22 protein-coding genes and 1 pseudogene are annotated in these 23590 nt (G+C 55.5%); 6 read left to right on the top strand and 17 right to left on the bottom strand.

Features of this window, described 5'->3' with window-relative positions:
- Nucleotides 1-53 precede the first annotated feature (53 nt).
- Complete coding sequence (gene hemA, locus AC2FJC_RS02930) at nt 54-1277, bottom strand: 5-aminolevulinate synthase (RefSeq protein WP_496738351.1); 1224 nt, start codon at nt 1275-1277, stop codon at nt 54-56.
- Nucleotides 1278-1610: 333 nt separating this feature from the next.
- On the opposite strand from hemA, the gene AC2FJC_RS02925 reads away from it, so the two are divergent.
- On the top strand, nt 1611-2996 hold the full coding sequence (locus AC2FJC_RS02925) for a dipeptidase (protein WP_496738350.1): 1386 nt from the start codon (nt 1611-1613) through the stop codon (nt 2994-2996).
- A 132-nt stretch (nt 2997-3128) separates the two neighbouring features.
- Here the strand turns inward: AC2FJC_RS02925 and lpdA are convergent, their stop codons facing one another.
- Nucleotides 3129-4523, bottom strand: a complete 1395-nt coding sequence (gene lpdA, locus AC2FJC_RS02920; protein ID WP_496738349.1) for a dihydrolipoyl dehydrogenase — start codon at nt 4521-4523, stop codon at nt 3129-3131.
- Nucleotides 4524-4739: 216 nt separating this feature from the next.
- Between lpdA and AC2FJC_RS02915 the strand changes: the two genes are divergently transcribed.
- The gene (locus AC2FJC_RS02915; protein ID WP_496738348.1) at nt 4740-5174 is read left to right on the top strand and encodes a hypothetical protein; all 435 of its coding nucleotides are present in this window, start codon (nt 4740-4742) and stop codon (nt 5172-5174) included.
- Here AC2FJC_RS02915 and AC2FJC_RS02910 read toward each other — a convergent pair.
- From AC2FJC_RS02910 to AC2FJC_RS02895, 4 genes are all read right to left on the bottom strand, one after another.
- A complete protein-coding gene (locus AC2FJC_RS02910) occupies nt 5171-5749 on the bottom strand; it encodes a DUF924 family protein (protein WP_108860380.1) in 579 nt (192 codons plus the stop codon). The two genes, AC2FJC_RS02915 and AC2FJC_RS02910, sit on opposite strands and share 4 nt — an antisense overlap.
- Nucleotides 5750-5858: 109 nt before the next feature.
- Nucleotides 5859-7130 (bottom strand): MFS transporter, encoded by a 1272-nt coding sequence (locus AC2FJC_RS02905; RefSeq protein ID WP_496738347.1) that lies wholly within the window; start codon nt 7128-7130, stop codon nt 5859-5861.
- A 112-nt stretch (nt 7131-7242) separates the two neighbouring features.
- Nucleotides 7243-8289 carry a tRNA preQ1(34) S-adenosylmethionine ribosyltransferase-isomerase QueA gene (gene queA / locus AC2FJC_RS02900; protein WP_496738346.1) on the bottom strand — a complete coding sequence of 349 codons (1047 nt, stop codon included), beginning with the start codon at nt 8287-8289 and terminating at the stop codon, nt 7243-7245.
- A gap of 48 nt (nt 8290-8337) precedes the next feature.
- Nucleotides 8338-11709, bottom strand: coding sequence for a YhdP family protein (locus AC2FJC_RS02895; RefSeq protein WP_496738345.1), 3372 nt, complete (start codon nt 11707-11709; stop codon nt 8338-8340).
- Nucleotides 11710-11789: 80 nt separating this feature from the next.
- Here AC2FJC_RS02895 and AC2FJC_RS02890 point away from each other — a divergent pair, with 80 nt between their 5' ends.
- Together AC2FJC_RS02890 and AC2FJC_RS02885 are read left to right on the top strand one after the other, a co-directional pair.
- Nucleotides 11790-12251 carry a peroxiredoxin gene (locus AC2FJC_RS02890; RefSeq protein ID WP_496738344.1) on the top strand — a complete coding sequence of 154 codons (462 nt, stop codon included), beginning with the start codon at nt 11790-11792 and terminating at the stop codon, nt 12249-12251.
- Nucleotides 12252-12336: 85 nt separating this feature from the next.
- Nucleotides 12337-13017 (top strand): ferritin-like domain-containing protein, encoded by a 681-nt coding sequence (locus AC2FJC_RS02885; protein ID WP_496738592.1) that lies wholly within the window; start codon nt 12337-12339, stop codon nt 13015-13017.
- A 455-nt stretch (nt 13018-13472) separates the two neighbouring features.
- On the opposite strand, the pseudogene AC2FJC_RS02880 reads toward AC2FJC_RS02885, so the two are convergent.
- Nucleotides 13473-13586: pseudogene (locus AC2FJC_RS02880) on the bottom strand (ATP-binding protein); the annotation flags it as partial.
- A 443-nt stretch (nt 13587-14029) separates the two neighbouring features.
- Here AC2FJC_RS02880 and AC2FJC_RS02875 point away from each other — a divergent pair.
- Entirely contained in the window at nt 14030-15481 is a 1452-nt protein-coding gene (locus AC2FJC_RS02875) for a tyrosine-type recombinase/integrase (RefSeq protein ID WP_496738343.1), read from the top strand.
- A complete protein-coding gene (locus AC2FJC_RS02870) occupies nt 15478-15744 on the top strand; it encodes a hypothetical protein (RefSeq protein ID WP_496738342.1) in 267 nt (88 codons plus the stop codon). The genes AC2FJC_RS02875 and AC2FJC_RS02870 overlap by 4 nt, the downstream gene beginning before the upstream one ends.
- Nucleotides 15745-15824: 80 nt before the next feature.
- On the opposite strand, the gene AC2FJC_RS02865 is transcribed toward AC2FJC_RS02870, so the two are convergent.
- The 10 genes from AC2FJC_RS02865 to AC2FJC_RS02820 form a co-directional block, all read right to left on the bottom strand.
- Entirely contained in the window at nt 15825-16106 is a 282-nt protein-coding gene (locus AC2FJC_RS02865) for a hypothetical protein (protein ID WP_176865828.1), read from the bottom strand.
- Nucleotides 16107-16225: 119 nt separating this feature from the next.
- The gene (locus tag AC2FJC_RS02860; protein WP_496738341.1) at nt 16226-16438 is read right to left on the bottom strand and encodes a hypothetical protein; all 213 of its coding nucleotides are present in this window, start codon (nt 16436-16438) and stop codon (nt 16226-16228) included.
- Nucleotides 16439-16487: 49 nt separating this feature from the next.
- Nucleotides 16488-17609 carry an alanine/ornithine racemase family PLP-dependent enzyme gene (locus AC2FJC_RS02855; RefSeq protein WP_496738340.1) on the bottom strand — a complete coding sequence of 374 codons (1122 nt, stop codon included), beginning with the start codon at nt 17607-17609 and terminating at the stop codon, nt 16488-16490.
- Nucleotides 17606-18805, bottom strand: coding sequence for an N-acetyltransferase DgcN family protein (locus tag AC2FJC_RS02850; RefSeq protein WP_496738339.1), 1200 nt, complete (start codon nt 18803-18805; stop codon nt 17606-17608). The genes AC2FJC_RS02855 and AC2FJC_RS02850 overlap by 4 nt, the downstream gene beginning before the upstream one ends.
- A 912-nt stretch (nt 18806-19717) precedes the next feature.
- Nucleotides 19718-20071: a hypothetical protein gene (locus tag AC2FJC_RS02845; protein WP_085822381.1), complete on the bottom strand. Its 354-nt coding sequence runs from the start codon at nt 20069-20071 to the stop codon at nt 19718-19720.
- A 659-nt stretch (nt 20072-20730) separates the two neighbouring features.
- Nucleotides 20731-21609: a CopD family protein gene (locus AC2FJC_RS02840; protein WP_496738338.1), complete on the bottom strand. Its 879-nt coding sequence runs from the start codon at nt 21607-21609 to the stop codon at nt 20731-20733.
- The gene (locus AC2FJC_RS02835; protein ID WP_496738337.1) at nt 21606-21950 is read right to left on the bottom strand and encodes a copper resistance CopC family protein; all 345 of its coding nucleotides are present in this window, start codon (nt 21948-21950) and stop codon (nt 21606-21608) included. Before AC2FJC_RS02835 ends, AC2FJC_RS02840 begins: the two co-directional genes overlap by 4 nt.
- A gap of 12 nt (nt 21951-21962) precedes the next feature.
- Nucleotides 21963-22427, bottom strand: coding sequence for a c-type cytochrome (locus tag AC2FJC_RS02830; RefSeq protein WP_496738336.1), 465 nt, complete (start codon nt 22425-22427; stop codon nt 21963-21965).
- On the bottom strand, nt 22427-22894 hold the full coding sequence (locus tag AC2FJC_RS02825) for a DUF411 domain-containing protein (protein WP_496738335.1): 468 nt from the start codon (nt 22892-22894) through the stop codon (nt 22427-22429). The genes AC2FJC_RS02830 and AC2FJC_RS02825 overlap by 1 nt, the downstream gene beginning before the upstream one ends.
- A gap of 58 nt (nt 22895-22952) precedes the next feature.
- Nucleotides 22953-23288 (bottom strand): hypothetical protein, encoded by a 336-nt coding sequence (locus AC2FJC_RS02820; RefSeq protein ID WP_496738334.1) that lies wholly within the window; start codon nt 23286-23288, stop codon nt 22953-22955.
- Between the last annotated feature and the right edge of the window lie 302 nt (nt 23289-23590).

Below are 23590 nucleotides of genomic sequence, written 5' to 3'. Positions count from 1 at the left end.
TTGTTAGCGTAAGCTTAACACGCGACAAACGCATTGCACACTTTGGCGTGAGGTTAACCTGCAAGTTCGGCGCGATTTAGCGCACAATGTGACCAAAGTTCGTCCATCGCATGGATCAATCGGTTCATTTCACCCGGTCCGTGGATCGGTGACGGGGTAAAACGCAGGCGTTCCGTGCCGCGCGGCACGGTCGGGAAGTTGATCGGCTGGACGTAAATTCCATGGTCATCCAGCAGCCGGTCACTCAGGATTTTGGTGTGTACCGGGTTGCCGACGATCACAGGTACGATGTGGCTGCCGTGATCGATCAACGGTAGGCCCATCCCTTTCAGACGCAGCTTAAGCACCTTGGCCTGTGTCTGATGCTGCTCACGCAACTCTGACGCACCTTTCAGATAGGCCACCGAAGCGGCAGCACCGGCGGCAACGGCCGGAGGCAGCGACGTCGTGAAGATGAAGCCTGGCGCGTAAGAGCGCACAGCGTCACACATTTTCTCACTGGCGGCGATATAGCCCCCCATCACGCCATAAGCCTTGGCCAATGTTCCGTTGATGATGTCGATGCGATGCGCCAGACGATCACGCTCGGTCACGCCACCACCGCGCGGGCCGTACATGCCAACCGCGTGCACCTCGTCGATGTAGGTCAGCGCGCCAAATTCATCTGCCAGGTCGCAAATCTCTTCGATCGGGCCGAAATCACCGTCCATCGAATAGACCGATTCGAACGCGATCAGTTTGGGCGCGGTCGGATCGTCGGCCTCAAGCAGTTCGCGCAGATGCGCGACATCGTTGTGGCGGAAGATACGCTTGTCGCCGCCATTGCGGCGCACGCCTTCGATCATTGAAGCATGGTTCAGTGCATCGGAATAAATGATCAGACCGGGGAATAGTTTCGGCAAAGTGCTGAGCGTCGCGTCATTCGCGATATAGGCGCTGGTGAACAGCAACGCTGCCTCTTTGCCGTGCAGATCGGCCAGCTCAGCCTCAAGCTGCTTGTGATAGACCGTGGTACCCGAGATGTTACGCGTTCCGCCGGAACCTGCACCGGCAGCATCAACGGCATCATGCATAGCATTCAGAACAACCGGGTTCTGGCCCATACCCAGATAGTCGTTTCCACACCACACCGTGATATTCTGCTGCGAGCCGTCCGGACGCGTCCGTACAGCATGCGGGAAATGACCGTTCTGGCGTTCGATATCAATAAAGGTCCGGTAACGACCTTCGTCATGCAGCCTGGCAATCGCTGAATCGAGCTGAGCAGTATAGTCCACCGGTTTCTCCTTCTGTGCCCGGCATTGACCTGCTGGTTGCCGAACCCGTTACTCCCCCAGATGACCATACATTCTGTCTCTGCGGTTTGCTTCCCCTTGAATGCCTTGAGTAGCGGCATTGTCGGAGTCGCGACATTGATTTGCATCAATTATCCCTGATCTTGCCATGGGACAAGTAAAGTTACGGCCATCAGACGCGAGGAAACGACGCAGGCGTTCCAAATTCACATGTCCCGTTTCCGATAGTATACCCCAAATCCCGTCGATACGCACTGGACGGCACCGCCGGTGCTGATAGGTTCCGCACCAGTTCACGCCATTCAGGAGAGGCTCATGTCACTAGACGCTGTTCTGAGCAGGATCGACACCGATCTGTCCACGTCCATCGACCGTTTGATGGAGTTTCTGCGCATCCCGTCGATCTCGACCGACCCCGCATACAAAGAGCAGGTCGACCAGGCCGCTGACTGGCTGGTCGCCGACCTGCAAAGCATTGGCATTGCAGCCGAAAAGCGCGAGACCCCGGGTCACCCTATGGTTGTAGGTCATGTAGGCGAGGACAGCGACGGACCACATGTTCTGTTCTACGGTCACTACGACGTCCAACCCGTTGATCCATTAGAGCTTTGGAACCGCCCCCCGTTTGATCCAGCGTTGGAAGAGACTGAAAACGGTCAAGTTATCCGCGGTCGCGGCTCGTCGGATGACAAAGGCCAGTTGATGACCTTTGTTGAGGCCTGCCGCGCATGGAAGGCGATCCACGGCACCCTGCCCTGCCGCATCACGTTTTTCTTCGAAGGAGAAGAGGAATCCGGCTCGCCCTCGCTGGTTCCGTTCCTGGAAGCCAACAAGGACGAATTGAAAGCCGATCTGGCACTGGTCTGCGACACCTCGATGGTCTCGCGTGGCGTGCCATCCATCGCCTCGCAATTGCGCGGTATGCTCAAGGATGAATTCACTATCATCGGTCCCCGCATCGATCTGCACTCCGGTCACTACGGCGGCCCGGGCCTCAACCCGCTGCGTGAGTTGTCGAAGATCGTCGCCTCGTTCTACGACGACGAAACCGGTCGCGTGGCCGTAGAAGGGTTCTACGAAGGTGTGCACGAAGTACCCGCCGAGCAACTTCGCCAGTGGGAAAACTGCGGGTTTGATGAGGCGGAATACCTGAGTTCTGTCGGTTACTCGCAACCGCATGGAGAAAAGGGCTATTCCACACTGGAACAGCAATGGGCACGTCCAACGCTGGAAGTGAACGGCTTGTGGGGCGGCTATAACGGTGCAGGATCGAAAACCGTGATCCCGTCCGAAGCGCACTGCAAGATCACCTGCCGGCTGGTCGGCGACATGGACCCCGATGCCCTGCGCGACAAAGTCCGCAAACATGTCGAAGATCGCCTGTCGCCCGACGCGAAAGTTGTCTGGGACAACGATCTCGAAGGGGCTCCGGCATCGGTGATGAACCTAGATCGCCCCGAATTCGAGGCCGCGCGCGGCGCGTTATCAGATGAGTGGAACCGCGAAGCTGTCTTTACCGGCATGGGCGGTTCGATCCCGGTGGTTGGCTATTTTGATTCGGTTCTCGGACTGGACTCGATGCTCGTCGGCTACGCCAATGACGACGATGCCATCCACTCACCGAACGAAAAGTATGACGTGAAAAGTTTCCACAAGGGCATTCGTTCGTGGGCGCGCATACTGGACGCATTGAATAAATAAGATACTTGCGAGGCTCTGCCTCGTGCTCCGTGATATTTTTAGCCAGATGAAGGAAGGATCCTTCATTCATCTGGCCTTTAAATATCCCGGGGGAGACGCCCGGCACGGGCGGTGGGGGCAGAGCCCCCATTCTCACATGTGGATCACACGCCCGTAGGCATCCAACACGCTTTCGTGCATCATTTCCGACAGAGTCGGGTGTGGGAAGACAGTGTTCATCAGGTCTTCCTCGGTGGTCTCCAATTGCCGTCCCACTACGTAGCCTTGAATCAACTCAGTAACTTCCGCGCCGATCATATGTGCCCCTAGCAATTCACCTGTCTTGGCGTCGAAAATCGTTTTGATCAGGCCCTCGGGTTCACCCAACGCAATGGCTTTGCCGTTGCCGATGAACGGGAACTTGCCTACCTTGATGTCATAGCCAAGCTCTTTCGCCTTGGCTTCGGTGTACCCCACCGATGCGACCTGAGGCTGACAATAGGTGCAGCCGGCGATGCTTTCGGGTTTCACTGGATGAGCGTGTTTACCGGCAATCAATTCCGCGACCATGACACCTTCATGGCTGGCTTTGTGCGCCAACCAAGGCGCGCCTGCGATATCACCAATTGCGTAAAGTCCGTCGACACCCGTACGGCAGAATTCATCCGTGACGACATGGGTACGGTCAATCTTGACGCCCAAGGCCTCGAGCCCAAGGTTTTCGACATTGCCGACAATCCCTACTGCCAAGATCACGGTGTCAAAATCGTGCTTTTCGACCTTGCCCTTAACCTCAATATGCGCCGTGACCTTACCCTTGGCGCGGTCCAGTTGCTTGACCATCGCCTTTTCCATGATGGTCATGCCTTGTTTGGTAAAGGCCTTCTTGGCCAGCGCGCTGATTTCTGCGTCCTCGACCGGCAGGACCCGGTCCATAACCTCGACCACGGTCGTGTCTGCGCCCAAGGTATTATAGAAGCTGGCGAATTCGATCCCAATTGCGCCGGACCCGATCACCAACAATTTTTTTGGCATCCGCGGCGGCTGGAGCGCGTGCTTGTAGGTCCAGACCAGATCGCCATCCGCTTCCAATCCGGGCAGTTCCCGCGCCCTCGCACCGGTGGCCAGAACGATGTTCTTGGCGGTCAGTTCCTCGGTACCCTTGTCGGTTTTGACGGTGACCTTGCCTTTAGCAGGGATCGTGGCCGCGCCCATGAAAACGGTCACTTTGTTCTTTTTCAACAGATGGCCAATGCCACCCGACAGCTGCGCCGCAACGCCGCGCGAACGCTTGACGACCGCATCCAGATCAAAACCGATCTTGTCAGCGCTCAGGCCGAAATCCTTGGCCCGCTCCATCAGATGGAACACTTCGGAGGTTCGCAGCAGCGCCTTGGTCGGGATACAGCCCCAGTTCAGGCAGATACCGCCTAAATGTTCGCGTTCGACCACGGCGGTTTTCAGGCCCAGTTGCGCGGCACGGATAGCGGCCACATAGCCACCGGGACCGGCGCCAATTACGATCAGATCAAAAGATTGTGCTGCCATGTTTCCCTCTCGGCGCAGGTCGATTCAGAAATTAGTTCACCATTAAACTAATTTTAAGAACGCATCAACATATTGCTCCCGCGACAAAACGGACGCAGGGTAAACCGGCGCGGAATGCGCAATTTTCAGCCTATACCGCGCGCGAACCTATGGCTAGAAGATACGCACCGGACCTGCCCGGACTTTGTGAAACCCAAGTCATTCGAAAGGCTTACCATGGCCAAAACGCTTAAAGATCTGTTGCTTGCACTGTTGAATGCGACGCTTATCCTGATTGCACTATGCCTGTTTCTGGGGTGGAAGCTGGCTTCTACAGTTGACGACATTACCGTCAAGTTTGCTGAGAAGGTCCAGATCGTAGCGCCCCTGAAGGAAGACGTACAAGGGATACGCGGTGAACTGACGGCATTGCGCAGCGACCTGTCATCCCTTCAGCTTAGCGGAACAGCAGCCGACAGCGCGACCGCCCGAAAACTGTCTGAAGCTTTGGAAAAGCTGAATGATTTAGAGAATAACCTGCAAGCTTCTCAGGCGAGAATAGCCGAGTTGACCGAGGCCCCGGACCAGTTAATCAACACTGCGATTGAAAATTCGGCCGACATTGTTGCCGACCGGATCATTGCAATCCGAGGCTGCGAGCCGGCGTCCTAGCCGGCTGTCTGCAGCTCGCGCACGGTCGCGCCGTATCCGCCCATGTCGACATAGGCGGCCTCGTGCTCGGTCATTGGGCGCGAGAGAGCGTCGTTGCGGTATGGGAACCGACCGAACTTGCGGATCACTTCGCGATGCGCCCTTGCGTGCAACAGGTTGCCGTCGTCGCCATCGGTCATGTTTTGACACATCAGGCGCACACAGCGTTCCTGGTCACACAGGTTTTCCGAATGCATCAATGGAAGATAAAAGAACTGGCGGGCCGGTTCGTCGATCTTCATATCCCACCCTTTGTCCACCGCACATTTCGCTGCTGACAACGCCGCGCGGTCTGAGGCGAAGGCCTCAGCGCTTCCTCGGAACATGTTGCGTGGAAACTGATCCATAAGGATGATGTACGCCAATGCACCGCTGGGATAGGTCAGCCAGAGAGAGAACTTGCCTTCACTCGCAGCCTCCCATGTGGTCAGGAACCTTTCGCGGATTTCTGCATCCAATGCGTCATCCTGCAGATACCAACCCTTGGGACCAACCTCATCTAACCAAAAACTCAATACATCTTCAGGACTTGCCATGCCCTTAACTCCGTCGTGTTTCCCCCCCAAGGGACTTAAATTCATTTAAGTGTGTTTTACAGAATTGTAACAGTAAATTATTGCAACACTTGCGACATAAATTCGTGTTCTAGGCGACATCTTGCGTTTCCTGCTCGGCTTCTGCGGCCTCAATGGCCACCTCCTGCGCCAATTCCATCACAACTGGGGACGCCGTTGGATAAAGCGGCGACATGGTGCCCGTTTCGTCGACCGGGATCGCCGCGCGCTGGGTCATACGGTAGAGCGCATAGCCCGCCATAACGACCAGCAGGATTGCGATGAAAAGGAAAAAGCCCGGAGGACCAAAGACCGCATCCCCCATGAGCCAACCGGTGATCAACGGGCCCGCAATGGCCCCCATGCCGTTGATGAACAAAAGACCCCCTGACGCTGCGGCCATGTCTTCGTGTTCCAGAAAGTCATTCGCGTGCGCAATCAGCAATGAGTAAAGCGGGTTCGACATGCCGCCGATCACAAAGGCCGCGCTCAGCAGGATTGGAAAAGTCACCCCGAACACCAAGCCCACAACTGCCGCGCAGCTGCCGACCCCTGCAACAAGCATAATCAGGAAACGGCGATCCATGCGGTCGGACATCCATCCCAATGGATACTGCAAGACCAGAGCACCGATATAGAATGCGGCAATAAAAGTCGAAATCTCGACCAGTGTCAGGCCCGCGCGGGCACCGTATACCGACGCCATCCCGAACTGTGCAGAGAACACGCCACCCAAAAGAAACATGCCAACACAGCCCAAGGGCGAATATCCGAACAATTCGCGCAAAGTCATCGGTTTGGTTGTGTCAAACGCAGGTGTCGGTGAGATCGACAAGAGAATGGGCGCAAAAGAGACCGAAACCAGAATGGAGGCGATTACAAAGGTATCGAACCCGGCCGGATCGCCCAACAGAACCAATCCTTGTGCGCTGATGATGCCTGTCATCTGGAAGATCATGTAAAGAGACAGTGCCTGGCCGCGATTTTCGTTGCTGGCTGCATTGTTGAGCCAGCTTTCCGCTGTGACGTACACTCCGGAGAAACAGAACCCGATCACGACACGACCCAGAATCCAGATAACCGGGTCGGTCATCAACGGATACATGATCATCACGGCAGAAATGAACGATGCCAGCGCCGCGAAGACCCGCACATGACCAACCCGTCGGATCATTTCAGGCGCAAGGCGCGATCCACCTAGGAAACCAACGAAATAGGCCGACATCACGAATGACATCTGAAGGGTCGAAAACCCCTCAATCTCGCCCCGGACACCCAGAATTGTCCCCTGAAGACCGTTTCCGACCATCAACAGGCCCATACCAAGCAATAGCGCCCATGCGCTGGAAAGGACCTGAATCATTGGGGCCTCCGAAAAATTCCGACCTAGACTGTGACACCGTTTTGCAATCAAAAACGGCTTTGGTCATGCTTGTCTACGACATTGAAAAGATTCGATCCCGACAACACGTCCCTTACGGGATCAAAAGCGACGCATCCCCGTAAGAGAAGAACCGGTATTTCTGTTCAATCGCATGCGCGTACACCTGCCGCATTCGCTCCTGCCCCATCAGGGCCGACACCAGCATCAACAAGGTGGATTTCGGCAGGTGGAAATTGGTCATCAAGGCGTCGGTCACATGAAATTCGAAACCGGGATAGATGAAGATATCCGTTTCACCTTCCCATGGTTCGATCTGGCCCGACCGGCTGGCGCTTTCGATCAGACGCAGCGCGGTGGTGCCCACCGGGATGACCCTGCCCCCTTCGGCTTTGGTCTCTCGGATCTCTTGCGCGGCGGCGGCGCTGACATTGCCCCACTCTGCGTGCATCTTGTGGGTCGTCACGTCCTCGACCTTGACCGGCAGAAAGGTGCCCGCGCCCACATGCAGCGTGACATGAGTGACTGCGACACCGCGCGCGCCCAGCGCCTGCATCAACGCCTCATCAAAATGCAGCGACGCCGTCGGGGCGGCAACTGCACCGGAATTGCGGGCCCAGATTGTCTGGTAATCCGTCTTATCCTGCTCATCCGCAGGCCGCTTGGCCGCGATGTAAGGCGGCAGAGGCATTGCACCGGCCTGTTCCAACGCAGCATCAAAATCATCGCCCGACAGATTGAACCGCAGATAGGCTTGCCCGTCCTCAACCCGCTCCGGCGTGGCGCTCAGTTGATCCGAGAACTGAATGTCCTCGCCCAGCTTCACTTTCTTCAGCGGTTTGATCAGGGCTGCCCATGTGCCATCAGCCTGCGGGTCCAGCAAAGTCGCCTCGATTGCGGCAGACACCGGTCCTTGTACACTGTTGCGATGGCGCCGTCCGTTCAGACGCGCGGGGATGACGCGCGTGTCGTTTAGCACCAATCTGTCACCCGGCTGCAACCAGTCGGTTAGATCAAAAACATGCGCCTCCGAGATCACGTCACCATCGGCCACCAACAGGCGCGCGGATGAGCGCGGGCTGGCAGGACGTGTGGCAATCCGGTCTTCAGGCAGATGGAAATCAAAATCGCTGAGTTTCATAGTCGCGCCATACAATTCCGCATCGGAATCAGCAACAGCCCATCCGGGTCAATTGTCCCGTGGTGGAGAGCCAAAGGTCTTTTTGGGCTCATCCGGCTTTCTCGGCAGCGCATTGGGGCCATCTGATACAGTCGGGGCCGGTGCGCGCAGCAAATTGCGTAGGAACAGTGGCGCAAGGCCAGACAGCGGGTTTACGGAAACCTTTGGCTTCGTAAGCGGCCCGGTCAGGCTGTAGTTGAACCCGATGACCCCCTCGCCTTTTTTCGTAAACACACTTCCGATTGCGTTCACCAGGTAGATCGGAGAGATCGCGCCACGCAGGTTCAGCATGCCCGCAACCGTGTCGATCGTGCCGTCAAAGGACAAGCCGATAGACGGGCCAACGGCACTGCCGCTGAGAACTTTGATTTCGGTCGGAGTGATCCGCATGCGGCTATCGATGGTCGCGAAAAAAATCCCCTGCCCGGTCATCTCGTCCAAAAGACCAACAAGACTGATCGCGTCCAACAGTGCGGCCATTGCCGGTGCATCGGTAATGCGTGTGTTTAGTATTTTGAGGATCACATCATAATTCCCCGGCGCGCTGACCGGTTCCAGTTGCAGATCCAAACTGCCGCCACGCGCCTGGGTGATAACACCAGCTGACCGCAGGACGGCCCCTGCGTCCTTCGACTTTATGTTCACGGCGCTACCGCTGTCGCGCGGGCTCATCTGACCGCTGACCGCCGTGCCGCCGTTAACATTGGCCGTAAAGGTGCCGTTCACCCCGCCTGTGGTTTGAAACGCGCCCCGGAACCCGGTCAGTGCAATGTCTTCGGTCACCTGCAGGCGGTCCAACAGAACATCGATCCTTGGACCGGGGCCTGACCCTCCTCCGCCACCGCCCTCGCCGAAGGTTGCGCGACCCAGATTCATGACACCGCCCTGAACGACGATATTAGGGACAGGTCCGCCGGTGTTGATCAGTTCGGCCGGCACCGCCAGCCAGTTGCCCAGATCAAACGAACTGAACCGTATCCGGTCAAAGGCACCCCCGTCCCGGAAGAAGATCGAGGCTTTAGTGCGCAGCCCCGCGACATCAAGCGTCAGATCATCCACTTTGGGCTTTTCACCCAGCGTGGCGTCCAGTGTCATCTTTCCGGTCGCCCCCGTCCCTTTGCGCCAGCCAAGTTCAGGAATTGCCATTCCGACCCCGGCGAGGTCCGAGGTCGCAGAGAGTGTGACGGGTTCATCCGCGCCGATTCCAACGGTGATATCCGCTGTGCCTTTTCCAGTCAGCATGCCCGGCGGCAGCGGCACCTTCAGTTCGCTCATCAACAAAGGCGACAGTTCGATCTGGCCCGTCAGTTCGCTGCGTTGCGGCCCATCCCCGCCAATGGGCTGACGCCACGCGACCTGCATCGGCACTTGGCCGAATAAGCCGTAGCCGTCGATCTTCACCTCGGTCTGATTGCCGGACAGGTTCAAAAGGTCAGCGCTAACGGAATAGTCAGGCACAAGTTTATCGCTTTGCACATTGTCGATTTCACCGGTGTAATGGAACTCGGTGTCGTGAAACTTCAGCCCCTTTTTCAGCGGCAATGACAAGGTGCCTGACAAGCTTACGTCACCAGCCGCCAGATCGACCGGCAAGTTGGCTTTGGACATCAGGCTTAATGGTGGGCGGTCCAGCAGCGACAGAGCGGCCTCGACGCTGCCGCGCGCCTCGATCCGAGCAATCGCAGGCGTTCCGCCCTTGGCAGTTGTATCCGGGATAATGAACGAGGTTCCCGAGGCATCCACCGCGCCACCCTGATCGGCGATGACAACCCCTTTTTCAGCCGTGACGGTAAGGCGGTCTTTCAACAGGCTAAGCCGGCCCTGCCCGTCCTGGATCAGCGGCAAGGTCTTGGCAAACCTGATCTTGGCCTCATCGAACCCAAGGCCCAGATAGAGGTCCGGCTTACTTCCAGGATGCAAGCGCAGTGAAAATTCCACATCCGAAAACTGCCCCTCGTACAGGTTTTCCGACACCCATTTCCGTGGGTTCGGCGCCAGTCTTTCGGGCCAGTATCGCAACAGGTTCTCGGACCCCATCTTGTCCAATTGCGCATCAAACGCGGCATCCCAACCGTCCGGCTGGCCGATCAAACTGCCCGTTGCGTGCAACTCGTGTAGGGCATCGGTGATAGTCAACTGCCCCAGCTGCAGCTCGAACGGAGCAAGCTTGAGTTGAAAATCCACGTCCGCCCGCGCCGTTTCCAGCGATTCCGGGAACAGACCACCGGGGTAGATATCGATACTGTTCAGGGTCAGCTGTGATGTCAGGCTTTCAAGAACACCATTTTCGACCCCGCTCAAATAGGCTTTACCTTCGGCCTGCACGGCCCCCACATCGGACACGACCGAGGCCTCGTTGAATTCCAAAACATGACGCGCGGGGTCATAAGTGAAATAGGCGCGCGCGGATTCGAACCCGATCGGGCGCGTCTCGGGTCTGGGCTGCAGGACACCCTCGCCTAGGTTCAACGTCGCAAAAAGCGGACCCAGCGCAGCCTGCCCATCTACACTGCCCCGTAACGCGCCAGAAATCGGAGCACTGAGCACCTGCAACCAAGCCAGTGCAACGCTCTGGGTGGCAATGTCTTCCGAGGGAAGATCGGTGATCGAAACCCCAAAACTCGCCTGAGGGGTACCAAGCACGCTGGTATAGTTCGCCTCGATCGTGCTGGCGTAATCGCGCCCGGTCAGAACCGAAAACCCGGTCGCCAGTCGCATTTCATCGCCGTCCCGGATGATCGAGATGTGCCCGCCGTCAAACACCCAGGCCCGCCCCAGCCGCAGATCCTGATAATCCAGCGTCAACGATTCCAGATCGACCGCCCGCAAACCTGACAGAAACGGGGACAGGAACACATCATCCGATTCCTCGATAAGCTGTGCCAGCGTCGGGGCCTCTTGCACCGGAGCACTGCCCGACCCAACAGTCAGCGACAGCGCACCATCCTCACCACGGGTCAAAGCAATCTGCGCACCCAGCATAGTGATCCGCCGCGGTCTGATCTTGCCGCGCAGCAATTCACGCATCGACAGGCGTGTTCGCAAATCCGAAATCTGAACGATCTGACGCCCCGCCGCATCGCTGATGGTCACATCCGTCAATCGGATACGCGGGCGCCACTTTTCGTTTACGATAAAGCTGGCGTCCCCAAAGGTGAATTTCAAACCGCCAAGACTGCGTTCCAGACGCGCTTCTACTTTCTGTGTGACCCATTCCGGCGCGTGCAGCTGTTTTCCGATTAAAAAGAACCAGCCCGCTCCGACCAGCAGGCACATTAAAAACAAGGTTCCGATGCTCCAGCGCGCGGCGATACGACGGCGTGACCGGCGGCGGACAGGCGTCTCGGGCCGGTCGCCACTTGCGTCTTCGTGCTGAGCCAATTTTTTATCCAAGTCTTTCAACCCGCTCGCGTCGCCCTATTATGCCGGGCAGCACTTAAAATCCTTTAGCGGAGTTTCCAATGCCCGACGTAACAGACATCGCCCCTGATTTCACATTACCCCGCGACGGCGGCGGCGAAGTGACCCTATCGGACCTGCGCGGCGGTGCCGTCGTTCTGTTTTTTTACCCCCGCGATGATACGCCGGGCTGCACCAAGGAATCCATCGGTTTCTCGGAACAACTTCAGGCCTTTGCAGATGCGGGGGCTCAAGTTTTTGGCATCTCGCGGGATAGTGTTGCCAAGCACGACAAGTTTATTGCCAAACACAGCCTGACGACTCCGCTTTTGTCGGATGAAGGGTCTTCGGTCTGCGAGGACTATGGCGTCTGGGTTGAAAAGAACATGTACGGCAAGAAATCCATGGGAATTCAACGCTCGACCTTTCTGATCGATGGCGAGGGCAAGATCGCCAAGGTCTGGCGCAAAGTCAAAGTCCCCGGCCATGTGGACGAGGTGCTAGAGGCTGTGCGCAGCCTGTAATCCTCTCGACCACGGTCGTCATCCGGTCTATGAGCCGTCCATCTCAACCAACGGAGACAACGCGGTGTCCAAAACACTGACTCAGATGGCGACCGAAGTCCTGACAACAGCGAATGTTCGGGAAAAGACTGCCCTGTCCAAGCGCTATGCCGCCGCCTGGTTCGCATCGCGCAAGGGCGACGCGCCTGAGATTGAGGTGGGAACCGCAACTCCGCCGCTGAACCCTGCCCGCCCGGAAAAGCCCGAGCTGCTATCGCCGCGTGAGGTTCCAAAGCGCAAGCCCGGAACCGAGGCCGGGCGTATCGCCCTGCTTCACGCAGTTGCGCATATCGAGCTGAACGCCGTCGACCTACACTGGGACATCATCGCGCGATTTGGCCACGTGCCGATGCCCATCGGGTTCTACGATGACTGGGTCAAATGCGCCGAAGAGGAATCGCGGCATTTCGAAATGGTCTGCGATTGTCTGGAAAGCAAGGGCAGCCACTATGGCGCTCTGCCCGCGCATGCGGGAATGTGGCGCGCGGCCGAAGACACTGCCGAAGATTTGATGGGGCGACTGGCGGTTGTCCCCATGGTGCTCGAGGCGCGTGGGTTGGACGTGACACCCGGCATGATCGACATATTCCGCAAGGCCAAAGCCGAGCAGGCAATTGCCGCGCTCGAGGTCATCTATGCCGAAGAAGTGGCCCACGTGGCTTATGGTTCAAAATGGTTCCATTTATATGCCAACCATTTCGTTCCAGAGGAAGCCTCGAGCACCTAAATATTTGTAAATTATTAAAAATTTTTTCATCAGATCGGATTCCCCCTTCAAAAGACTTGCGTCATCACTTGAAGTTACGGAACAAGTATTTTCTGGACGGAACTTTCGAAATGTGCCCACGCACACACACGCAAGACCCACAAAAAGCCAATTATCACAAAGCTTTAAAAGATTGGGCGTTCTGGGAACAAAAATGACCGACAGCACTCTTTGCCACGTAGTTTGGTGCACGTTGCTGACTAGATTTGACTTACAGTCACGGACGGAGACTCAGATGGTCTCAACTACTTCAGACGTTTTCATTTTTGAAATGCCAACAGCGGTATGTTTTCCGACCACTGGGAGGCGCAATACCCGGCCATTTCAGAGTGACTGGCACCTTGGCACGCGCGCTCTCCAAATAGCTGGCGTGTGCCGAGGTGCCTTGGTCCGTCAGGACCAATCGAAATTCCATTTCAAGAATTGTCTTTGAGCTGTTTTGCCCTGCTTTGCGTCAGGCTATCGTTGTCACCGTTCATCTCAAGAATTCTGACATGATGGGTAAGCCTGTTGAGAAAGGCTCCGGTCAGCGATATCAAACCGTGACAGGCACAAGCCTTGTTGCCGATGATCGTTGCAAATGTGCAGCCTGGTGAGGTTGCGTGGATCCTTGCCTCCAAGTTGGTTTGTCTGTCGAGGTTGTTCCCTTCGATCATTTGCAGTTGCGGGCCTCTCCGGTGATTCGCAGCGCTGGTCAAAACTGGCACCGACAATGCTCAAAAACGCGTTAGACCGGAAAAAAATCTTAGGGCTCTCATTGGCAAGAATAGCCAATCGTAGAGCACCATCGCCTCTCTACTCTTCTTCTATCCTTGAAATCCAAGAACAGTCCCCCATCTATCCATTAGGGACCAAGAATAGCGCAAGTGTTTGTTCTTGCTAAATATTTAGGGCCGCACCAAGCGCGAGAAAGTTGAAGATTGGCCTCCATTCGGGTATTGTTTGGAGACCATCCACTGCCTCGGAGAAACCCTTGAAGCCCATCTCAACACTAGGCCGGCAACCTGTGAAACACTCTCAAACTCGAGCTGGCGAAACCCGATTTTCGATTTACCGGGAAGATGGCAGCATCGCTCTTTGGCCTTGGGCTTGGGTTGTCAGCGAGACACGTCAGCGAAACTACACCCCTGATACTATTTCCACCCGACTATCTCACATCGCCATTCTCGAACTTTGGGCAATTCACCGAGGTGTCGACCTTTACACCATCATGCTAGACGGAGAATGCCTGAGCTTAGAGCAATTAGCAGACTTAAACTACTTCCTGAATTTTCAAATCCAGGATTTGCGTAAGCTGGCGTGGGTTTTGCCCATGAATGAGCAGAAGTTTCTTACCAGGTGTCTGGAAGAGCGAAGCGTTCAAGCTGGCACAATAGTCCAACGGCAAATTGGTATTGAAGAATACCTCCAGTGGCTCGGCGAATATGGCAATCGCTTGCTTCGAAAAAAGCCAAGTCCAGAATCCGAACGGCAACTGTGCCGTCGCAAACAACTCTTGGAACCAGCGATCAAGCTAAGTGACGGCGGCCACCACACAGCGCCGGGGAGTTATGCGAATTACTTTCGAAAGGTACGCAAAGGTATGCCACAAAGCCGGATCAAGGCATACGATCATGAGAAAGCTGCTGACCGCTTTTCCCTGTGGTTAGCGATCTGCAATCCGTATGATGTTTGGCCCAAGAACCGAATTCGAGCACTACGAAACTACCTGATTTTACTGATGTTTTCCGAACTTGGTTTGCGCGCTGGCGAGTTGGGTCAATTGAAGACCGAAGATTATAAGAGCGAAGATGATTTGATCGAGGTCGTTCGCCGCCACAATGACCCAGAAGACCCTAGGAAACGTCAGCCAAACGCAAAGACCTTCGACCGGAAAATCAGTTTGAAAGCGTCGCCGTTGCTGATCGAGACCCTCGATGAATGGATGGATGTGAGGGACGACATCGATTTTCAAAGCGGCAGAAACTCAAACTCCTTCATGTTTGTCAACTTGGCTCGTGATCCCATTGAGTATGGCAAGCCCATGTCCAAGACCGCAATTGACGATGTGTTCAGAGACGCCTCCAGAGCGGCAGGCGTTCGAAAACTAACGCCGCACCCTATGCGACACAAGAAGGCTCGAGAAATGGCCAAGCTTCTAAACGAACTTGGAACCAGCGGCGAAGAAGCTCGAAAGGTCTTCACCTATCACTTTGGGTGGTCGGAAACATCTCACATGATCTCTCGCTATCTCGGAGGAGAGTCCGACATTGGCGCAGCGAAAAGCATCCGAACGATCTGGGCGGAACAGGAAGCTCGAGCCGCTGCCAAGGATACGGAATTCCTCAACATAATTGGCTCAGAAACAAGTGAGTACATTAGCCTGCTCGATCACCGCGAAAAGTTGGCCGAAGAAGCCGCGACAAAGAAGAAAGATAAGAAATGAACAAGCACAAACCGTGCTCTCACGGCATTCCAGCACTGCGCCCAACCAATATCCGCCGAGCTGCCAATGGTGAAACTTTCGATATCACCTCTGATTATTGGGAAGTGAGCGCAACTGGTAGCGTAGCTACCTTCAATTTTGAATGGTGTACTGAGGTATTGTCGCCGTTGATGAAGAACGCGCTCAAGGAAGTGGTGGCTTACCAGCCCAAACCGGACCTTCATCGTCGGGCTTTGCAAACTCCGAAATGCGGACAAAATTAGCTTTCGCTGCGCTTGCACCAATGTCCGGTTTTTCTGGTATTCATGGCCCAGTTTCTTTGCAAAACCCACGTCCAAAATATCTAAAACTCGTCAAATTCCGGGACATTGCCAAGCCGAATGAGGAAACTTGGCGACCCGACTTCGCCACTGTTCGGATCCTCACTGACCATGTAGGCGTCGGCGCCAGCGCAATCGTCGGATTGCGCTTCTCTTTCTGCTCTGTTTTGTGCCTCCGCTGCCGTGGAGTATTCAAATTGCTTGCCTATTTTCAGGCTTCCTTGCCCTCCGCGTCCTGGCTTCTGTTCCACATATGTTTGGCAGATGTAGTGAACTTTTTCTGAGCTCTCATCTGAGAGTGTCATGGCAATATCCTTGAAACGAGTACGGGCGCTACTGATGCATGAGAAAAGTAGGGCTCGCTAGCTGCTTTGTTTGTGTTTCGCTCAATTAAGTTGCGCGGAGAGAAGGGCCAACGATCCTGTCACCGCTTTTTGACGGGCTTCGGCGGACTGGCTTCAGATGGTGTCTTCGCATCCCTTTCGAGCCGAGTTTTGCGAAGCCGAGCGTTCTTGATCTGTCTTTGCTCTGCTTCTTCGTTGACCATTTCCCTAACGACCCGCGTTGTTTTTTCCATCGGCGTTTCCGCCTTGGGAACGTGTGCATTGAAGAGAGTTGCTTTTTTCAGCTTTGCCAATGGCTATTCTCCTATCCGTTTCCAACGGCGCATTTATCAGTTGAGTATTTCAAATTGATGCCAGGTGATTGCCTGGTCCTTGAGAGACACGCACGTGACGTGAAGGACTGCGATGGAGCAGCTTTGTCTTAACGTCAGGAGCGGACATGGCTTTCATCAACGCGCTATAGTTCATTTGGAATCTCATTTCCGATCCCACGCTCTGCGTCGAATTGTAAGTGCCGACGACAAGATGATCGCTTGTTGCACCGATGAGTCTGTTTCTAGGAGGCATAGCAAGCCCGAAAACGTCCGTATCTTGCTGGCCAATGGCGAGAACTAATTGTGTGCTCTGTCCACTTTTTGGGACAAGGTGAAGTCTTTTGAATACCGGGTCGCAGATGCTCTGAGGGTGAGTTGCAGGTTTGGACCCTGTTTCAATGACCTCGGCGACAAGCGTAAAGGCATCAGTATACATCCCGCCTATCTGATCTCCGGATACCGGATCAACGCCCAGAAGTATTGCCTCCCCCAGCCTTAAATCGTTGATGCGCCCAGCTGGATGTCCACTGAAGGCCCAAGAAAGGTTGGCCGAGTTACCGCCAGATACCGTCTGAAGGAAGGGACCAAACTGTCCCTCTGTGTCATTCGCCAGGACAGACAAGGCATCCATGTCTGCTGCATTCGGGGCAATTCCACTCAGACATGCGAAGTTCGCTCCGATGCCTTTTAGCGCGACACCTGGCATATCCACCACTTGCCGTGCAATTGAACCGAGGTATTTGGGCATGATCCCTTCGCGCAGATCGCCCATCTCAACCATCAGGATAATGCCGTGAATGCAGTCCTTCCGGATCGCGGCGGCGGCCAGAGCGGTAATCACGAGGCTCTCTGTGTTGTAGCTTGCCTCACAGTATTGGACGAGCTGATCGACCTGGCTCAGCGTTGGTGTACGGATCATGGTGATCGGGCATGTCATGCCCGCATTGCGTAATTTCCGCACGTTGCTAAGACGCGCTTCTGCAAGTCCCACAGCGCCACCGTCCAGCATGGCCCGAGCGATTGCTGGATGCCCGCACACTGCTTTGGTCACACCGGTGACGCTGATGCCGCGAGTCTTGAGGCGCCCGATCACAGTCTTTGCATTGTGGCGTATCTTGCTCAGATGCACCTCAATGCGGGGTGTACTCATATCGCAGCCACAGGCGTGGATTGATGTAACCCAGGATAGGCGGCGACAACCATTGCAAGCAAATGCGATACTGGCCGGCTGAGTACATCCGTTACAGGCAGCCCGAGTTTTCGTGACTGTGCGGCGATAGTTTCGGTAATCTCGGCCTCAGACATCCCCTCGTGATTGAGCGTGACACCGATGACTTTTGTGTCAGCAAAAGCTTCGATAAGGGCAATCTCACTTGCAGGCTTGGGCATTGGCATATTGGGAAAATCACAGCGATGTGCGCGCTTTGGAGCGTGCTGAAGGATCACGGCGTCTGGTTGGCTGCCCCGCAGGATAAAGGCGGATGTGCAGAATGCCGGATGACTCAACGCTCCTTGACCTTCGATCAATATGACATCGGGTTGTTCAGCCTCGGAAGCGTCAACAATCGCGCCTTCAAGCTCACCACAACAAAACTGCGGCGGTACGGCATCCATTGCCACTCCATATTTTGCGCCCTGCATCAAACCCGTCTGGCCCGTACCAACAAGAACAGTCTTGATGCCCCTTGCGTTCAAGGCGCGGGCCAATACGGTTGCTGTTGTCCGTTTTCCAATGGCGCAATCGGTACCAAGAACCGCTATTCGCAGAGCTTTCACACCTGCAATACTCCCGTCGAACAGGCGCATATCCTTGCTGGGTTTAGGTTTTCGAATGTCTCGGATGGTGACTTTGCGTTCGACCGCAAAAGACGCGATTTCAGGGTCATCGCTCAGATATTCATGCAATCCACTGACGATGTTCATACCTAGTGATATCGCATCCATAACGACGCTGCGATCCGTTGAGGAGAGTCTCCCCGTAGAAGGCGCCATCCCGTAAATGAGGGTATCCGGGATGACGGTTTCATGGACGGCGGCGGCGTCCAGACTTCTGAAGACCGGAATGTGGTTTACTGCATCGTCAAGAACCTGCCCACTGTCTTCGCCGTCGTGGTTGCTATCGATAACAGACAGGATCCTGTAGGCCTCTGAATGACGAACAAGGCCGTTTGCAGTTTTGCCATCAATGTTGGCGAAGTTGCCTTGGCAATAGACAATCGCAGTTGGTGGCAAGACGATCTGAGTGGCAGAGGTTGAGCTTATGGGTTCGTCTCTGGTCAATGGCGGCGCTTGTGCACCACTGACGGGACGACGGATAGTGTTTGCCGCGTTATAGTCGGTTTTCATGACGTTTCCTTTATGTGGTCGACGCCGAAGGCAACGCTGACGTCACCATCGGGTAATGAAGTCGAGAATATCGTGCCGCGCGCTCAGTTATCGAGAACGCACAGACCTTTAGACAACTTGAAATTCTTGTTGCAGTCCCAGCGGTTTCCGGACCTGTCGAGATGGGCATTCGCAGGAAGGTCTATTACTTCACAGCTCACACCTGAGGCTGCGTATCCCCGCTCGCACTTCCAGCCCGTGCCGTAAGTTGCATCGTCGAAGTAGGCATGTTCAGGGATCACAACAGGCGCGCATAATCCATCCTGTGCAAAGTATCCACGTTCGCATGTCCAGGGTCGGCCGTATCCTGATGAATTCAGATACGCGTTGGTCGGGACTACAATGGCAACGCAAAGGTCGTCCAATGCTTCAAACCCACGTTTGCATTCCCACGCGGGCCCATAGGTCGTAGCTGCCAGGTAGGCGTTTGCGGGCACGACAATTTCTTGACACGTGTCATCGATTTTTTGAAAACCGCGAGAGCAATGCCAGCGCTCACCTGATGGATCAAGAAATCCACCATCGGGTACAGTTACCGCAACACAGTCGGTATCATCGTTCTTGCGAAAACCATGAAGACATTCCCAACCAGAACCATAGGTGCGGTTGGTCGGATACGCATTTGCTGGCACTATGACAACGGCGCAGACGTCGCCACTCAGCCTGTACCCGGCGTTACATTTCCAACCTTCGCCGTAGCTCCTTGCAGTGGCATTTTCAGGCACAGGTTGCGATGTGGATTGAGCATATGCAGGCGTCGAAAACAGAAGCAGAGCACAGATTGGGAGCACAATCAGAGCCGCAATCATCTGAATGCCTGGTGACAGGTGCGCTCCCCAGATCGCCCGACAGAGTTGCGGCATTACCTCTGAGTTATGATCCATCTAGCGCAAGCCCCGCGATACAGGCATCTGCAAGGTCGCGGCTTGGCGTTTCCGACCCCGGCAGCGTAGCCCAACCCGTATCCATCATAGCCTTGCGGCGACTGAAGCCAGAGGCCTCTTGGAGGGTTACGATTATTTCTTCGCGCCTGGGGTCAGCCGCTGACCTGTTCAGGCAAACCGGCACCATCGCGAGCGTCACTTCTTCGCTTGCATGGTCCTTCGCCAATTCTTGAGCGCTGCCGCTGGTTGTCCAACCGCCCCAGGTAAAGCCAAGGATTGAGACCGCAATCGCACCACACAACGCACCGTAGATGCCTGGTTTCGTCCATTCTGGAAATGTCATTTTGGATCCTCTGGCGGAGAAAGCGCCGCCGCGCTGTTTTGTTTCTTTTTGCGCATTCTTATTCTCGCGCTAGGGTCCTTCCCAAGTCGCGATGACCGATAGGTCCAGTTCGGGCCTACCGGAAGCTTGTTTGATCAACGGTTGCGTTGTGGTTCTTTGGCAAACCACCGGTGCGTCTGATCACCACAACGGATCAACAACCGTCACAAGCGATGTGGTTGTGCGCGAAAACATCGGCAACCTTCCCAAACATCAGATCCAAGTAGAGGACGTGACAGCTGAATTTTCATGATGGAAGAACTTAGTTCACTCTAGCAGGCGATACGCCTAGGCCGCAGAAAACCAGAACTTTAGTGGGTCTTATATAGCCACTTGGCGACGGTATTACAACGTTCATGGGCCTAACGCTTATTTCAAGACCCGATACTGATGAAAGCACTAGGCTCAACCCGGTATTCGCCTTGTGTATCGGCAAATCCGTGACCACTTATGGAGCTTCATTAGCATGCCACTCTGAAGCCGACATTCGCTGCATCACAGAAAACATGTAGTTTGGGCTCTGTGCCGCCGTACTCTGCGGTTTGCATAATTGGCTAGTCGCAGCCCAAAGCGCACATTCGTAACAAAGCCTTGCAGCTCCTGCTTCGGACCATAAGCCGTCAGAGATTGATGGGAGGTGTCGTCAGACTGGTTAGGGTCGCCGTTGCAAGCAGGATCAGGACAACAGCCAACATCTCTATTGAAATCGACCGTCGTAGAGCAAGTGTAGCGCCACGCTTCTCAGCCCTGAGAGCCGGAACAAATCTCAGCTTGTTCAGCGCCGCTATACAAAGCAGGGCAGAAACGATCACGACTTTGACCAAAAGCCCCAATCCATAGGCCGTTCCGAACAAGGCGGCCACAGTGCCCGAAAGCAGCCACGCGAGCGCTGCGCCTGCAACAATCAGGACGGCAACTCCATAAGCAGCGACACTGCCAAAGTGGTGCAGTAGATCGGCCCCATTGGGAGTGAGCGCCGCTTTGCGCAAAGGCAGGAGAGCACCGACCCAAAACGCGGCAGCCAGCAGATGAAGAACCAGCAAGACAGCGAGAGCCGCTCTAGGCTCTCCGAGCGAGTGTCCCACCTGGGCAAATGAAATCGCAATGGCGAGGCTACCCGCCAAAGCGATCCATTGCCCGACGCGGGGAAGCAGGATTGCCAATATCGCGAGTTCACCCACTCCTCGCCAAATCGCGGCGGTGCCAAGCGGACTGCCCCAAACAAAGCCAAGCATCATTGGGTCCGTCGCGCCCTCAAAGCCCATCCCGGATATCCGCGCCGCTCTAATCCCGAAACGTAGAGCCAGCACGGCAAGACCGACAATAACTGCACCGACCGCGAGGTGCCTTGCAAGGCGCAAAACAGACTCTTCAGCGCGCTTGGCAAAGAGGACCGTGAACAGGACGCCACCCATCGCTAGCAGCGCCGCACCGTAGCCAAGTGCTTTCGCCAAAATGGCCAAGACGACAACACCGTCAATGGGGGCCAGTCCGGTCATTTAGCGACTGTGAAAGAGAAGCTTCCCTGCATCGGGTGACCGTCGGAAGCCATACCACGCCAGTCGAAGCGGTAGCTTCCCGGTGTGAGCTTTTCCAACGGCATGGCCCGGAATTCTTTGGCGTGGTCCATACCCGTTTCGCGTTCAATTTCGACGTCGCCATCGGGTGAGCTCAGCGTGACCGAGATGACGCGCATCGGATCATCGAACTGCATGGAAAGCTCCGACACTTCCGTGACAGTCGCGCCGTCTGTCGGTGTCGTTGCTTCGGGCTTTGAATGCGCGGCCGCAAGCATTGGAGCCATTGCTACGACCAAGCCGATAAGAGTTTGTTTGATCATCTGAGTTTTCCTCTATTCGGATTGGGCATTCAACTCGTCGTGGTACTCACGAAGGTCATTGGGCCAGGTTGACTTGATAAAAGATAGGACCGCTATGATTTCGTCATCGCTGAGCACACCTTCATAGGCCGGCATACCGGTTGGGGGCGCATTTTCCATCAGTCCGGCCAGGCCAAATTTGGTCAGGGTGAAAAGCGTTTCATCATCGTGGTGCCACGTATGCCCTGTGGCGTCATGCGGCGGTGCTGGTAGCAAACCATCCTCGCCGCGTATCCGCCAGTTTGGCTGTCCTTCAAGGTTCTCACCGTGGCAGGTAGCACATTGGTCCGCGTATATTTCTTGGCCAATGGCGACAACTTCCGCGTCATCAGGTGTTAAAAGACCGACCGCTTCAGAGGCTTGGGCCAAAACGAACGCTACGGAAAAACCGGCGAGCGCAAGCCCACCGGTGACCAAGAGTGTTGTGCGCCCTAGCATCAGGTGTCGAACGGCTGCGCGGTGCCCGCGCGGTAGTATACCGTACCGGCCCCAGCCTCTCCCCCAAATGCAATGACGTCGTAACGGGCGGACGGATCGTCGCCCATACCAGGGGAGCCCATTGGCATGCCAGGAACAGCAAGCCCTGTGATGTCAGGCCGATCCTTCAATACGGCCTCCAGTGCTTCGAACGGCACATGGCCTTCAAAGACATAACCATCGGCTTCTACAGTGTGACAGGACGCGAGGTTCATCGGGATGCTCCGCACTGACTTCTGTGCCTCGGGGTCCGTCAGTTCCTCAACGGTGACGGCGTAGCCGCGTGCGCGAGCCAAGTCGGCCCATGCGTGACAACATCCGCAACCTGGTGAACTGAGCACGTGCATTGGGGTGCCTGCACGGACGGGAAGAGCGGTCGCGATGAGAGCAGTTGCAGACAGTTTGGTGAAGTGACGACGTGTGATCATGTCTGTCGGTCCTTTGATGTGAAATTTGAACGGATTGCGGGCGGGCGCGCGTTGCCGTTCAGGCTTTCGGAGGACCGGTGGGGACACCCAGTGCGAGGCCCGAAAAATCGGAATCAGCATGCGTCACACCACCCTCTGAGATCGCCAATGGAGCAATCGGCGAAATCGCTGCCGTGGCGACAAGATCACCGAAACAGGATGCTGAACCCATGCCGCTAGTAGTGTCGCAACAATCCGCAGCAGCTTTCTCGGCATTAGCCAACGGATCGTCGTCCGCCATTTGAGCATGATGACCAGAATGATCCGATCCATGGGTCAAGCCATGCTTCACGGACGCTGCGGATGCACCAGACAATGCAACAACAAGAAGTATCGACAGGATCAAGCGAAACATACCAAATATCTACTGGGGGTATGTAGTTTTGACAAGTTACGAGGACGTGTCGAAGCAAACGATCCTGGTTGCCTCCATTGAAGTTGCGCCACATCTCTGGATCAGGCCCGTCTAGAGCGGTGGTACGTGAATCACCTGAAATTCCGGTAAAACTGAATTTTGACTGACCTGCGTATTAGTCAGCAACGGCAAGGTCAGCAGGTGGGCGTTTAGCCCAGAGTGATGCCGGTGATGAAGGTGTACGAGCTTTCAACCAGATCGATGACGACATCCAGCTCTTCGGGTGTGGTTGGAGTATAGAT

Source organism: Ruegeria sp. CDSB117 (assembly GCF_059611005.1).
Note: the sequence above shows the minus strand (reverse complement) of the source record. Positions and strands in the feature narration are given on the sequence as shown.